The organism is Streptomyces sp. NPDC088762, assembly GCF_044750905.1.
GTDB lineage: Bacteria > Actinomycetota > Actinomycetes > Streptomycetales > Streptomycetaceae > Streptomyces.
On record NZ_JBIVKT010000004.1, the window covers coordinates 71,166 to 85,355 of the forward strand.

Consider the following 14,190-nt stretch of genomic DNA (forward strand, 5'->3'; position numbering starts at 1 on the left):
CCGACCCGCCCGTGCGGGCTACGGAGCTTCGTACGAGGGCCCGTAGAGGCCGTCGATCAGGTCGCCGTACTTGTCGCGGATCACCCGGCGGCGGAGCTTCAGCGAGGGGGTCAGCTCACCCGTTTCGGGCCCCCATTCCTCGGTCAGCAGCCGGTAGCGCTTGATCTGCTCGGTCCGGTTGAGCCGCGCGTTGGCCGCCTCGACGGCGCGGTCGACCTCCGAACGGACGGCGGGGTGCTCGGCGAGTTCGGCCGGTGAGGCGGCCTCGATCCCCCGGGCGGCGGCCCAGGCCGGGGCCAGCTCCGGGTCCAGGACCAGCAGGGCGACGAGGTAGGAGCGGCCGTCGCCGTGGACCAGGGCCTGGCCGATCAGCGGGTGCTCCTTGACGGTGTTCTCCACGAGCGCCGGCGAGACGTTCTTGCCGTTCGAGGTGATGATCAGTTCCTTCTTGCGGTCCGTCAGCCAGAGGAACCCGTCCTCGTCGAGCCGGCCCACGTCGCCGGTCGGGAACCACCCCTCCGCGTCGCACGCGCTCTCCACCGAGCCGTCCGGCCGCAGGTAGCCGCCGAAGACGGTCGCGCCGCGCGCGAGGATCTCGCCGTCCTCGGCGAGCCTGAGCTCCAGCCCCTCGATCGGGCGGCCCACCGAGCCGAGCCGGAAGGCGTCCGGGCTGTTGACCGTGCACACGCCGGAGGTCTCGGTCAGCCCCCAGGCGTCCATGATGGTGATCCCCCAGCCCGCCCAGAAGCGGACCACGTCGATCGGCATCGGTGCGGTCGCGCTGGCCGTCCAGACGAGCCGGTCCAGGCCCGCCAGGCCCAGCAGCGGGTCGAGCACCTGCTCCTTCGCGCGGGCGTACGAGGCTTCGAGCGCGGGCGGGACCGCCTGCCCGCGCTCCCGGTGGCCGGCCCGGGCCCGCGCGAGGTCGTTCGCGGCCTCGATGGCCTGCCGCTGCTCCTGCGGGAGCTGCGCGAGGACCGCCCGTACGGAGGCGGCGAGCTTCTCCCACACCCGGGGCACGCCGAAGAACTGCACGGGGTGCAGCTCGCGGACCGCGCCGGACACGGCGGTGGGGTCGGCGCACAGCCGCACGTGCGCGGCGCGCAGCAGGGGCAGGTAGATGCCGAGCACCCGCTCGGCGATGTGCGCGAAGGGCAGGTAGCAGATGTGCTCGGCGTGCTCGGGGAGGTCCACGTTCCGGTCGAGGCGGACGGTCTGGAGCAGGATGTTGCGGTGGGTCAGCCGGACGCCCTTGGGGTCGCCCGTGGTGCCGGAGGTGTAGACGACGGTCAGCGGGTCTTCGGGGCGGGTCTCCCGCCAGGCCTTCTCGAAGGCGTCGGGGTGGTGCAGGCGGGCGCCGCTCGCGTACAGCGAGCCGTACGTGCGGTGCGGGCCGGCCTGCGCGGCCTCGGCGACGACCAGGCGTTCCAGGGGCACTGCGGGGTCGGCGAGCAGCGGCTCCCAGCGGGCGAGTTCGCGCTCGCCCTCGACGACGGCGAGCCTGGCCCGGCTGTGGCGGGCTATGTGGGCGATCTGCTGGGGCGCGGAGGTTCCGTACACGGTGACGGGGACGGCGCCCAGGTGGACGAGGGCCAGGTCGCTGAGCCAGTGCTCGGGGCGGTTGCCCATCATCAGCAGGACGTGGTCGCCGCGCTCGACGCCGAGCGCGGCGTAGCCGGAGGCGAGGACGGCGACCTTGCGGCGCACCTCGCTCCAGCTGAGGGTCTCCCAGGCCCCGGCCGTGCGCCACGAGAGCGCGGGCAGTGCCCCGTACTCGGCGGCGTTGCGGGCCAGCAGGGCGGGGAGGGTGGTCTCCTCCGGGTGTCCGGGCAGTCGCAGTTTCGTGGTCATGGGCAGCTCCTGGCCGTTTCACATCGTTGGTGCGACAGCAATACTGTTGAACCCAAGCTGTGGAGCAGAGAGCGAGGCGCAGACGATGGCCGACCAGGCACCCGAGCCGATGCTCACCGTCGACGAGCTGGCGGCCAGGGCGGGCGTCACCGTCCGTACCGTACGGTTCTACAGCACGCGCGGGCTTTTGCCCCCTCCCGTGATCGGCCCTCGTCGGGTGGGCCACTACGGCCCGGAGCACCTCTCCCGGCTGGCCCTGATCGAGGAGTTGCAGCACCAGGGCATGACGCTGTCGGCGTGTCAGCGCTACCTGGACGCGCTGCCGGACGACCTGAGCGCGCACGACCTGGCGATCCACCGTGCGATGGTGGCCAGTTGGGCACCGGATTCGGCGCAGGAGGTGTCGCGGTCCGAGCTGGAGAAGCGGGCCGGGCGGAGCCTGTCGGACTCCGACGTGCGGCGGCTGACGGCGATGAACGTGCTCGCGGCCTCGGGGGACGGGTTCCGTGTGGACGTGGGGCTGCTGCGCCTGGGCGTGGCGCTGCTCGACGTGCCGATCGCGCACGAGACGATCCTGGCGGCGCGCACGGTGCTGGTGGAGCACACCCGCTCGGCGGCGCACGAACTGACGGCGCTGTTCCGCGACGAGGTGTGGGGGCCGTTCACGGAAGGCGAGAGCGATCCGGAGCGGGTGGAGTCGATGAAGGCGCTGTCGGCGCACATGCAGCCGATGGTGGTGCAGGCCCTGGTGACGGCCTTCCAGCGGTCGCTCCGCGAGGAACTGCGGGCGGCTTTCGTCTCCGGGGAGACGCCGGGCGGGTAGCCCGGCGGGGGCGAGCGCTCGAGCGGGGCCCACCCGTTCCCGTTACGCTGGACGGGGGATCTCCGCGACGGGCCGGCCCTCCCCGAGCAGCTCACGAGTCTTCGTGAGGGAGGTCGATTCCCATGGACCTCAACGCCGTCACCGAGGTCGTCCGGCGACCGGCCGACCGGCCGGGCAGGGACTGGCGCGAGGGGGACGCCTGGCTCGCGGGCGGCACCTGGCTGTTCTCCACCGAACAGCCGAACGTGGCCCGCCTGGTCGACCTGACGGCCCTGCCCTGGGACCAGCTCGTCCCGAGCGGTGCCGGCCTCGAGATCGGTGCCACGTGCACCATCCGCGACCTGTACGCCTTCGCACCGCCGGCCGACTGGACCGCGGGCAGCCTCATCCCGACGGCCTGCGAGGCGTTCCTGTCCTCGTTCAAGGTCTGGAACGCGGCGACCGTCGGCGGAAACATCTGCATGTCCCTGCCTGCCGGCCCGATGATCACGCTCACGGTCGCACTCGAGGCCCGGTACGAGCTGTGGGCTCGCGACGGGTCCGTGCGCACCGTCGACGCCCTCGACTTCGTGACCGGGAACAACGGCAACGTCCTCGCGCCCGGGGAGGTGCTGCGCCGCATCCGGATTCCCGCGCACGCCCTGCGCAGACGCCCCGCGCACCGCCGCTTCTCGCTGACCCGCCTCGGCCGCTCGACCGTGTTCCTCATCGGTACGCACACGCCCGGGACGAGCGATCTGCTCCTCACCGTCACCGCCGGCACCACGCGGCCGGTCCGGTTCGCCTTCGACAGCTTTCCCGATGCCCACACCCTGCGGCAGAGCATCGACGCCATCCCCGCCGACGTGTGGTTCGCCGACCCCAACGGGACCCCGGACCACCGCCGTCACCTGACGGAGCACTTCGCCGAGGAGATCCGCCGCGAATTCATCACCGGGGGCCGGGCATGACCTACCTCGTGAACGGACGGAGCTTCGACGATCAGCCGGCCCCCGGCCAGTGCCTGCGCACCTTCCTGCGCGCACTCGGCCACTTCGGCGTCAAGAAGGGGTGTGACACGGGCGACTGCGGTGCCTGCACGGTGTGGCTGGACGGCCGGCCGGTGCACAGCTGCATCACCCCCGCCTTCCGCGCGGACGGCCGCGAGGTGACCACGATCGAGGGTCTGGGCGCACCCGGCGACCTGCATCCGGTGCAGCGGCAGTTCCGCGATGCGCCGGGGTTCCAGTGCGGCTTCTGCACCGCGGGGATGATCATGACCTCGGCGACGTTCACCGAGGCCGAGAAGGCCGACCTGCCCAGGGCGCTGAAGGGCAATCTCTGCCGTTGCACCGGCTACCGGTCGATCGAGGACGCCGTGAAGGGCGTCACCGCGGTGCGGACGCCCGCGCCGGGAAAGGCCGTCGGCACGAGCGTCGGCGCGCCGGCGGCCGAGGACGTGGTGACCGGGCGGGCCGAGTTCACGATGGACACCCACATGGAGGGCCTGCTGCACCTGAAGGTGCTGCACTCGCCCCACGCGCACGCCCGGATCGTCTCGATCGACAAGACCGCCGCGCTCGCGGTCCCCGGCGTGCACCGCGTCTACACCTGGCAGGACGTGCCGCGCAGGCGCTTCACCACGGCGATCCACACCGACCACCTGGTCGACCCGGACGACACCTACGTCCTCGACGACACGGTCCGCTTCGTCGGCCAGCGCGTCGCCGCCGTCCTGGCCGACACGGTCGGGGCCGCGGAGGAGGGCTGCCGGAGGCTGGCCGTGGAGTACGAGGTGCTGCCGGCGGTCTTCGACCCCGAGGAGGCCATGGCCGACGGGGCGCCCCGACTGCACGTCTCCGCGGATCCGTTCGTCCGCGACTGCACCCGCAACCTGCTGGTCGACATCCACTCCCACATCGGCGACGTCGACGCCGGGTTCGCGGCGGCCGATGTGATCCACGAGGGGACCTACTTCTCTCCGCGCGTGCAGCACGCGCACCTGGAGACCCACGGCTCGATCGCCTGGATGGAGGACGGCCGGCTCAACGTCCGCACCAGTTCGCAGTCGCCGTCGATCGCGAAGGTCAAACTGGCGTACCTCTTCTCGCTGCGACCGGACCAGCTGCGCGTCTTCTGCAAGCGCGTCGGCGGCGGCTTCGGCGGCAAGCAGGAAGTGATCTCGGAAGACCTGGTCGCGCTCGCCACCCTCGACACCGGGCGGCCGGTCAGCCTCGAGTACACGCGCGAGGAGGAGTTCACCACCGCGTCACCGCGACACCCGATGAAGCTGACGGTCAAGCTCGGTGCGACATCGGACGGCACGCTCACGGCGTTCCAGGTGCGCAACGTGTCCAACACGGGCGCCTACGGCAACCACGGCGGCGAGACGCTGTACGCGGGCGGCGCCGCCGTCATGATCTACCGCTGCCCCAACAAGAAGTACGACGCCTACTCCGTCTACACGAACACCGTCCCGAGCGGTGCGCTGCGCGGCTACGGGATGACGCAGCCGGCCTTCGCGGTGGAGTCGGCGATGGACGAGCTGGCCCTCGCCCTGCACATGGATCCGCTCGAGCTGCGGCGCCGCAACATCGTGCGCCCCGGCGATCCGCTGGTCGCGATGCACGAGGGCCCCGACGACGTGATGTTCAACGAGGACGGCCTCGCCCAGTGCATCGACCTGGTGGCCGGCGCCCTGGCCCGCACGTCCGAGCAGCCCTCCCCCGGACCGGAGTGGCTGGTCGGGGCCGGTGCCGCGAGCTCCCTGCACGAGACGGCTCCCCCGACCGAGCACATCTCGGAGGCCTGGATCACGCTCGGTGACGACCTCGTGTACGAACTCGCCGTCGGCACCGTCGAGTTCGGCGAGGGTACGTCGACCGCGCACGTGCAGATCGCGGCCGGGCAGCTGGGTACCACGCCGTCTCGGATCCGGCTGGTGCAGTCCGACACGGACCGCACCGGTTTCGACACCGACGCCTTCGCGAGCGCCGGGCTCTTCGTGGCGGGCAACGCGGTGCTCCGGGCGGCGGCCGCGGTGCGCGACCGCATCCTCGAGTTCGCCGCCGCCCACACGGGCGTCCACGTCGTCATGTGCTCGTTGGAGGACCAGCACGTCAGGTGCGGGGACGAGCGCGTGCCGCTGGCCGAGCTCGTCGCCCTGGCCCGGGAGCGGGGCATCCGGTTCACCGCCGCCCGCAAGGCCTACGGATCTCCCCGAAGCGTCACCTCCAACACCCAGGGGTTCCGCATCGCCGTCCACCGGGTGACGGGTGAGATCCGCATCCTCTACAGCGTCCAGGCGGCCGACGCCGGAGTGCTCATCAACCCCGAGCAGGTCCGCGGACAGGTGGACGGCGGCGTCGCCATGGGCATCGGGTTCGTGCTGACCGAGAACTTCCAGGTCGACGCGGACGGGGTCATGGTCAACCCGAACCTGCGCAACTACCGGATCCCCGCCTACGCCGACGTCCCCCGCACCGAGGTGCTCCTGGTCGGCTCCTCGGACTCCGTCGGGGCCATGCGGTCGAAGGGCATGGCCGAGTGCTGCATCAACCCGGTCGCGCCCGCGCTGGCGAACGCGCTGCGCGACGCCACGGGCATCCGCTACCGCGAGCTGCCCTTCACTCCGGAGCGCATCTACGGCCGGCTGGCCGAGAACCGGCCGGCGCGGACGGGCCCGGGCCGATGACCGCCGGACAGCGCGCCGCGGAGGCCGCGGCGACGGTCATCATCGGCCGGAAGGTCCGGCCCGGGATGGAGCGCGCGTACGAGAAGTGGCAGGAGGACGTGAACGCCGCCGCCGCGCAGTACCCCGGGCACCTCGGCGCCGAGGTGTCCCCGCCGACCGCCCTGCAGCCCGAGTGGGTGGTCGTCTACCGCTTCGACTCGGTGGCCCACCTGCAGGCGTGGATCAACGGCGCGACCCGGCAGCGACTGCTCGACGAAGGCGAGAAGTACTTCGACGGTCCCGCGACCCAGCAGGTGATCAGCGGCGGGACGCAGCCGGCCGACCCGCTCGTGACGGTGGTGGTGACCCACCGCGTCCGCCCGGACCAGGTCGACGACTTCCTCGCATGGCAGCGCCGCATGAGCGACGCGGAGAAGAAGTTCGAGGGTTTCCGCGGCACGGAGATCTTCCGCCCGATCGAGGGCCTCCAGGACGAATGGACCACTCTGTACCGGTACGACAGCGCCGAACACCTCGACGCCTGGCTGACGTCGCAGAAGCGACGGGAGGTTCTGGCCGAGGGGAAGAAGTTCGAGGACTTCAAACTGCGCACGATCGACAACTCGTTCGGCAGCTGGTTCGCCTTCGAGGAGAACGGCAGGGAAGTCCCGCCGCCCTCGGACACCAAGACCTCCATCGCGGTCTGGGTCGGCCTGTACCCCACCGTCGTGCTGCTGGCCCTCGCCATGTCGCCGCTGAAGTGGCCGTTGTGGCTCGGGCTGCTCGTGGGCAACCTGCTGTCCAGCTTCGCGATGAGCTTCCTCACGATGCCGTACTACGTGAACCGGCTGCTCAAGCGGTGGCTGTGGCCCGCACCGGACGCCTCGCCGCTGCGGACCAACCTCGTCGGTCTGGGCACCGTCGCGGCGGCGCTCGGGTTCTGGGTCCTCGTCTTCTACCTCGTGACGCGGCAGTTCTGGACCCTCCCCTGACCGCTGCCGCGGCGGGGAAGGCCGGGCCGGGTTCCCCCGGGCCCGGCCTTCCAGATCTGCGCGGCTAGTCGGCGTACGTCTCGCCGCGCTCGGCCTTCGCCACGAGCGAGGCGGGCGGGGTGAAGCGCTCCCCGTAGGCGGTGGCGAGCTCGCGGGCGCGGGCCACGAAGCCCGGCAGCCCGCCCTCGTAGCCGTTGATGTACTGGATCACGCCGCCGGTCCAGGCCGGGAAGCCGATGCCCATGATCGAGCCGATGTTGGCGTCGGCGATGGAGGTCAGCACGCCCTCGTCGAGGCAGCGGACGGTGTCCAGGGCCTCGGAGAAGAGCATCCGCTCCTTCATGTCCTCGAAGGGGATGTCGGCGTCCGGCTTGGCGAAGTGCTCGCGCAGGCCCGGCCAGATGCGGGTGCGCTTGCCGCTCTCGTCGTACTCGTAGAAGCCGGCGCCGCCGCTGCGGCCCGGGCGGCCGAACTCGTCGACCATGCGGTCGATGACGGTGTCGGCGGGGTGCTCGGCCCACGGCCGGCCCTCGGCCTCGAAGGCCTTCCGCGTCTCGTTGCGGATCTTGCGCGGGAGGGTGAGGGTCAGCTCGTCCATCAGCGAGAGCACCTTGGCCGGGTAGCCGGCCTGGGCGGCGGCCTGCTCGACGGAGGCGGGCTCGATGCCCTCCCCGACCATGGCCACGCCCTCGTTGATGAACTGGCCGATGACCCGCGAGGTGAAGAAGCCCCGGGAGTCGTTGACCACGATCGGGGTCTTGTTGATCTGGCGGACCAGGTCGAAGGCCCGGGCGATCGCCTCGTCGCCCGTCCGCTCCCCCTTGATGATCTCGACCAGCGGCATCTTGTCGACGGGCGAGAAGAAGTGCAGCCCGATGAAGTCGGCGGGCCGCTCCACGCCCTGCGCGAGTCCGGAGATCGGCAGGGTGGAGGTGTTGGAGCACAGCAGCGCGTCGGGGGCGATGACGTCCTGGATCTCCTGGAACACCTTGTGCTTGAGGGCGGTGTCCTCGAAGACGGCCTCGATGACGGCGTCGCAGCCCGCCAGGTCGGCCGCCTCGGCGGTGGGGGTGATCCGGGCGAGCAGCTCCTCGCGCTGGGCCTCGGTCGTGCGCCCCCGGGAGACGGCCTTGTCGAGCAGCTTCTGCGAGTAGGCCTTGCCCTTGGCGGCGGCCTCGGCGCTGACGTCCTTGAGGACCACCTCGATGCCCGCGCGGGCGCAGGAGTACGCGATGCCGGCGCCCATCATGCCCGCGCCGAGGACGGCGACCTTGCGGACCGTGCGCGGCTCGATCCCCTGCGGGCGGCTGCGGCCCGCGTTGACGGCCTGGAGGTCGAAGAAGAACGCCTGGATCATGTTCTTGGCGGTCTGACCGGTGACCAGGTCGGTGAAGTAGCGGGCCTCGATGGTCAGGGCGGTGTCGAAGTCCACCTGGGAGCCCTCGACGGCGCAGGCCAGGATGTTGCGCGGGGCCGGGTAGGGGGCGCCGTTCAGCTGCTTCTTCAGGTTCGCGGGGAAGGCCGGGAGGTTGGCGGCGAACTTCGGGTTCGACGGCGTGCCGCCGGGGATCCGGTAGCCGGGTACGTCCCACGGCTGCCGGGACTCGGGGTTGGCGTCGATGAAGGCGCGGGCCTTGGCGAGCATCTCCTCCGGGGTGGCGGCCAGCTCGTGGACCAGGCCGTTGTCCAGGGCGCGCTGCGGGTTGTACTGGGTGCCCTGGAGCAGCACCTTGAGCAGCGCGTCGGCGATGCCCATCAGGCGCACGGTACGGGTGACACCGCCGCCGGCCGGGAGCAGGCCCAGGGTGACCTCGGGCAGGCCGATCTTGGAGCCGGGGGCGTCGAGCGCGACGCGGTGGTGGGAGGCGAGGCAGATCTCGTAGCCGCCGCCGAGGGCCGCGCCGTTGATGGCGGCGACGACGGGCACGCCGAGGGTCTCGATGCGGCGCAGGGACCGCTTGATCTCGGTGCCGGTGTCGAAGGCGAGCTGCGCGTCCTCGGGGCGCAGGCGGATCATGTCCTTCAGGTCGCCGCCCGCGAAGAAGGTCTTCTTGGCGGAGGTGTAGATGATGCCGCGGATGGAGTCCTTCTCGGCTTCGGCGCGGTCGGCGACGGCCGCGATGGAGTCCTTGAAGGCCTGGTTCATCGTGTTGGCGGACTGGTCCGGGTCGTCGAGGACCAGGGTGACGACGCCGGTCTCGTCCTGTTCCCAGCGGATCGTGGTGGACTCGCTCATGTTCGCTACTTCCGTGTCAGAGAGGAGGTCTGGGGGGATACAGGACGCTGTTCAGAGCCGCTCGACGACGGTCGCGACGCCCATGCCGCCGCCGACGCAGAGGGTGACGAGCCCGTAGCGCTTGTCCTGGCGCTCCAGCTCGTCGACGACGGTGCCGAGCAGCATCGCGCCGGTCGCGCCGAGCGGGTGGCCGAGCGCGATGGCGCCGCCGTTGACGTTGACCTTGTCGAGGGAGACGCCCATGTCCTTGACGAAGCGCAGGACGACGCCCGCGAAGGCCTCGTTCATCTCGATGAGGTCGATGTCGTCGATGGTCAGGCCGGCCTTGGCGAGGGCCTTGCGGGTGGCGGGGGCGGGGCCGGTCAGCATGATGGTGGGCTCGGAGCCGGAGACGGCCGCCGAGACGATCCGGGCGCGGGGGCGCAGTCCGTTGCGCTCGCCGGCCTCCTTCGAGCCGATGGCGACGAGCGCGGAACCGTCGACGATGCCGGAGGAGTTGCCCGCGTGGTGGACGTGGTCGATCTTCTCGATCCAGTGGTACTTCTGCAGCGCGACCGCGTCGAAGCCGCCGAGGTCGCCGATGTCCGCGAAGGAGGGCTTGAGCGTGGCCAGGGTGTCGGCGGTGGTCCCGGGGCGGACGAACTCCTCGTGGTCCAGCACGACGAGCCCGTTGCGGTCGGTGACCGGCACCACGGACCGGGCGAAGCGGCCGTCCTTGATGGCGGCGACCGCGCGTTCCTGGGACAGGGCGGCGTACTCGTCCACGTCGCGCCGGGAGAATCCCTCGATGGTGGCGATCAGGTCGGCGCCGATGCCCTGCGGGACGAAGCCGGTGTCCCAGTTGGTCATCGGGTCGGCGAACCAGGCGCCGCCGTCGGAGGCCATGGGGACGCGGGACATGGACTCCACGCCGCCCGCGAGGACCAGGTCCTCCCAGCCGGAACGCACCTTGGCGGCGGCCAGGTTGACGGCCTCCAGGCCGGAGGCGCAGAAGCGGTTCTCCTGTACGCCCGCCACGGTGTCCGGCAGCCCGGCGGCGATGGCCGCGATCCGGGCGATGTCGGAGCCCTGGTCTCCGACCGGGCCGACGACGCCGAGGACGATGTCGTCGATGGACGCCGGGTCCAGGCCCGGGTTGCGCTCGCGCAGGGCGTGGATGAGGCCGACGACCAGGTCGATCGGCTTGGTGCCGTGCAGGGCGCCGTTGGCCTTGCCGCGGCCGCGCGGGGTGCGGATCGCGTCGTATACGTAAGCTTCGGTGCTCACTGTCAAGCCTTTCGGGGGAGGTCGTTAGCCGAGGAGGGAGCGGCCGATGATCTCTTTCATGATCTCGGTCGTGCCGCCGTAGATGGTCTGGATGCGGCCGTCGGTGAAGGCCCGCGCGACCCGATATTCGGTCATGTATCCGTATCCGCCGTGGAGTTGCAGGCAGCGGTCGGCGACGCGCTTCTGGAGTTCGGTGGCCCACCACTTGGCCATCGAGGCGTGGACGTGGTCCAGTCGGCCGTTGGAGTGGTCGGTGATGCAGCGGTCGAGGAAGGTGCGGGTGACCGCGCATTCGGTGGCCATCTCGGCGATCTCGAACCGGATGTGCTGGAGCTTGGAGAGCGGCCGGCCGAAGGCCTCGCGCTCCTTGACGTACGCGGTGGTGATCTCCAGCAGGTACTCGGCGGCGGCGATGCCGGCCATCGCGATGCCCATCCGCTCCTGCGCGAGGTTGGTCATCAGGTGGACGAAGGCGCCGTTGAGCTCGCCGAGCAGGTTCTCCTTGGGGACGCGCACGTCGTGGAAGAACAGCTCGGCGGTGTCCTGGGCCTTCTGGCCGATCTTGTCGAGGTTGCGGCCGCGCTCGAAGCCCTCCATGCCGCGCTCGACGACCAGCAGCGACAGGCCGTGCGCCCCGCCCTCGGGCGTGGTCTTCGCGACGACGATCACCAGGTCGGCGAGGATGCCGTTGGAGATGAAGGTCTTGGAGCCGTTGAGCACCCAGTGGTCGCCGCGGTCCTCGGCGCTGGTGCGGATCCCCTGGAGGTCGGAGCCCGCGCCCGGCTCGGTCATCGCGATGGCGCTGATGGTCTCGCCGGAGCAGAAGCCCGGCAGCCAGCGGCGCTTTTGCTCCTCGGTGGCGAGCGAGGTCAGGTAGGGGCCGATGATGTCGTTGTGCAGGCCGATGGCGAGCCCGGCGGCCCCGGCCCGGGTGAACTCCTCGGCGATCACGGCCGCGTAGCGGAAGTCGGTGTTCCCGCCGCCCCCGTACTCCTCCGGGACGGCCAGGCCCAGCAGTCCCTGCCGGCCGGCGGCCCGCCAGGCCTCGCGGCTGACGATGCCGTCCTTCTCCCACTGCTCGTAGTGCGGCAGCACCTCCTTGTTCAGGAAGGTGCGGACGGTCTCGCGGAACGCCTCGTGCTCGGCGTCGAAGATCTGGCGCTTCATGGTGGGCTCCTTACAGCCAGTTCTTGACGGTTTCGATCAGCCGGGCCGGGTCGTCGCCGACGGGCGTGACGTTGAGCATGGTCACGCCCGCCTCCCGGAAGGCCTCGACACGCTCGCGTACGTAGCCCTCGGGCCCGCACAGCGTCATCAGCTCGCAGAACTCGTCCGGGACGGCGGCCGCCGCGTCGCGAGTGCAGCCGGAGAGGTAGAGCTCCTGGATCTTGCGGGCCTGCTCCTCGTATCCGTAGGCCACGGCGAGGTCGTTGTAGAAGTTCTTGCCGACCGCGCCCATGCCGCCGACGTACAGGGCGATCTGCGGGCGCGCGAGCTCCCGTACGGCCGCGGCGTCCTCGCCGATGGCGAGCAGGCCGCCCGCCACGGTCTGCAGCGGGCCGAGTTCGGGCGAGCGCTTCGCCGCGCCTTCGGCCAGGGCGCTCCCCCACACCGCCCCGGCCTTCTCGGGGATGAAGAGGGTCGGCAGCCAGCCGTCGGCGATCTCGGCGGTCAGCCGCACGTTGGCCGGGCCGAGCGAGGCGATGTGGACGGGGATGGAGTCGCGGACCGGGCGGGTGAGGATCTTCAGCGGCTTGCCGTGCCGGCCGCCCTTCTCGGGCGGCAGCGGCATGTCGGTGATGCCGTGGTGGTCGATCGTCTCGCGGCGCCAGATGCGGCGGCACAGCTCGACGGTCTCGCGGGTGCGGCCGAGCGGTTTGTCGTACGGCCTCCCGTGCCAGCCCTCCACCACCTGCGGGCCCGAGGCGCCGAGGCCGAGCATCGCCCGGCCGCCCGAGACCGCGTCGAGGCCCGCGGCCGTCTGGGCGATGAGGCCGGGGGTGCGCGAGTAGACGTTGAGGATGGCCGAGCCGATCTTCATCCGCTCGGTGCGGGCGGCGAGGTAGCCCATGATCGTCGGGGAGTCGAAGCCCCAGGCCTCGGCGACCCACACGGCGTCGAGCCCGGCCGGTTCCAGCGCCGCCGCCTGGTCGGCGGCCCGCCGCGGGTCGCCGGCGTAGTCGAGCATCATCGACAGCTCCATCACGCCTCCTTCCCGAGCAGGGCCGGCAGGTCCCAGTCGGCGGCCACGGACGCGGTGTCCGCCCCCGGCCGGGCGGGGCCCGCGGTGACCGCCACCGGGGTCGAGGAGAAGCGCGGTGCGGGGGCGGGCTGGGTGATGCCGCCGAAGTCGGTGAAGGTCCCGCGGGCCGCGAGGTGGGGGTGGTGCGGGGCCTCGCCCAGCGAGAGCACGGGCGCCACGCAGGCGTCGGTGCCCTCGAAGACCGCCGTCCACTCCTCGCGCGTACGGGACTTGAAGCGTGCGGCGACGGCCTCGCGCAGTTCGCCCCAGCGGGCGACGTCCTTGCGGGCGGGGGCCTCGTCCTTGATGCCGAGGAGCTCCACGAAGGTGTCGTAGAACTGCTGCTCCAGCGCGCCGACCGCCATGTACCGGCCGTCGGAGGTCTCGTAGGTGCCGTAGAAGGGGCAGCCGCCGTCGAGGAGGTTGGCCCCGCGCCGGTCCTGCCAGCCGCCGGCCGCGACCATCCCGTGGATCATCGCGGTGAGGTGGGCGGTGCCGTCGACGATCGCCGCGTCCACGACCTGGCCGGCGCCGCCGGGGGTCTGGGCGTGCCGGAGCGCGGCGAGGACGCCGATCACCAGGTAGAGGGAGCCTCCCGCGTAGTCGCCGACGAGGTTGGCGGGCACGGCGGGGGGCTCGCCGGGGTTGCCGATCATGCCGAGCGCCCCGGTCACGGCGATGTACGCGATGTCGTGCCCGGCGGTGTGCGCGAGCGGGCCCTCCTGGCCCCAGCCGGTCATCCGGCCGTAGACCAGCCGGGGGTTGCGGGCGTGGCAGTCGGCCGGGCCGACGCCGAGCCGCTCGGCAACCCCGGGGCGGAAGCCCTCGATGAGGATGTCGGCCCGTTCGACGAGGTCGAGGACGCGGGCGGGGCCCTCGGCGGACTTGAGGTCGACCAGCACGGAGCGCTTGTTGCGGTTGGTGACGTCGTACGCCGGGTCGACCGCGAGGCCGCCGCCGCCGGGCCGGTCCACCCGTACGACGTCCGCTCCCAGATCGGCGAGGAGCATGGCGGCGAACGGGCCCGGGCCGATGCCCGCCAGTTCGACGACGCGCACCCCGGCGAGCGGTCCGTTCCCTGTCACTGCCATCGAGCCCCCAGCATCGGTAGGACCAGTCTGTGACACA

General features: G+C 71.6%; 10 protein-coding genes. 4 read left to right on the plus strand and 6 right to left on the minus strand.

The window, feature by feature from the left end; genetic code table 11:
• Positions 1 to 18: 18 nt before the first annotated feature.
• Positions 19 to 1,851, minus strand: a complete 1,833-nt coding sequence (locus ACIP5M_RS11855; protein ID WP_401195249.1) for an AMP-dependent synthetase/ligase — start codon at positions 1,849 to 1,851, stop codon at positions 19 to 21.
• An 85-nt stretch (positions 1,852 to 1,936) separates the two neighbouring features.
• Here ACIP5M_RS11855 and ACIP5M_RS11860 point away from each other — a divergent pair, with 85 nt between their 5' ends.
• From ACIP5M_RS11860 to ACIP5M_RS11875, 4 genes are all read left to right on the plus strand, one after another.
• Positions 1,937 to 2,674: a MerR family transcriptional regulator gene (locus ACIP5M_RS11860; protein WP_401195251.1), complete on the plus strand. Its 738-nt coding sequence runs from the start codon at positions 1,937 to 1,939 to the stop codon at positions 2,672 to 2,674.
• Positions 2,675 to 2,796: 122 nt separating this feature from the next.
• Entirely contained in the window at positions 2,797 to 3,624 is an 828-nt protein-coding gene (locus ACIP5M_RS11865) for an FAD binding domain-containing protein (protein ID WP_401195253.1), read from the plus strand.
• Positions 3,621 to 6,347, plus strand: a complete 2,727-nt coding sequence (locus ACIP5M_RS11870) for a molybdopterin-dependent oxidoreductase (RefSeq protein WP_401195256.1) — start codon at positions 3,621 to 3,623, stop codon at positions 6,345 to 6,347. The genes ACIP5M_RS11865 and ACIP5M_RS11870 overlap by 4 nt, the downstream gene beginning before the upstream one ends.
• Entirely contained in the window at positions 6,344 to 7,318 is a 975-nt protein-coding gene (locus tag ACIP5M_RS11875; RefSeq protein WP_401195259.1) for an antibiotic biosynthesis monooxygenase, read from the plus strand. The genes ACIP5M_RS11870 and ACIP5M_RS11875 overlap by 4 nt, the downstream gene beginning before the upstream one ends.
• A 64-nt stretch (positions 7,319 to 7,382) precedes the next feature.
• Here ACIP5M_RS11875 and ACIP5M_RS11880 read toward each other — a convergent pair whose 3' ends face one another.
• Genes ACIP5M_RS11880 through ACIP5M_RS11900 form a run of 5 tightly spaced genes read right to left on the minus strand, consistent with a single transcriptional unit; the run spans position 7,383 to position 14,153 of the window.
• Positions 7,383 to 9,554, minus strand: coding sequence for a 3-hydroxyacyl-CoA dehydrogenase NAD-binding domain-containing protein (locus ACIP5M_RS11880; protein WP_401195262.1), 2,172 nt, complete (start codon positions 9,552 to 9,554; stop codon positions 7,383 to 7,385).
• A 51-nt stretch (positions 9,555 to 9,605) separates the two neighbouring features.
• A complete protein-coding gene (locus ACIP5M_RS11885) occupies positions 9,606 to 10,820 on the minus strand; it encodes an acetyl-CoA C-acetyltransferase (protein ID WP_401195264.1) in 1,215 nt (404 codons plus the stop codon).
• A 24-nt stretch (positions 10,821 to 10,844) separates the two neighbouring features.
• Positions 10,845 to 11,987: an acyl-CoA dehydrogenase family protein gene (locus tag ACIP5M_RS11890; RefSeq protein ID WP_401195266.1), complete on the minus strand. Its 1,143-nt coding sequence runs from the start codon at positions 11,985 to 11,987 to the stop codon at positions 10,845 to 10,847.
• A 10-nt stretch (positions 11,988 to 11,997) separates the two neighbouring features.
• The gene (locus ACIP5M_RS11895) at positions 11,998 to 13,023 is read right to left on the minus strand and encodes an LLM class F420-dependent oxidoreductase (protein WP_401195269.1); all 1,026 of its coding nucleotides are present in this window, start codon (positions 13,021 to 13,023) and stop codon (positions 11,998 to 12,000) included.
• Positions 13,023 to 14,153, minus strand: a complete 1,131-nt coding sequence (locus ACIP5M_RS11900; protein ID WP_401195271.1) for a CaiB/BaiF CoA transferase family protein — start codon at positions 14,151 to 14,153, stop codon at positions 13,023 to 13,025. The genes ACIP5M_RS11895 and ACIP5M_RS11900 overlap by 1 nt, the downstream gene beginning before the upstream one ends.
• Between the last annotated feature and the right edge of the window lie 37 nt (positions 14,154 to 14,190).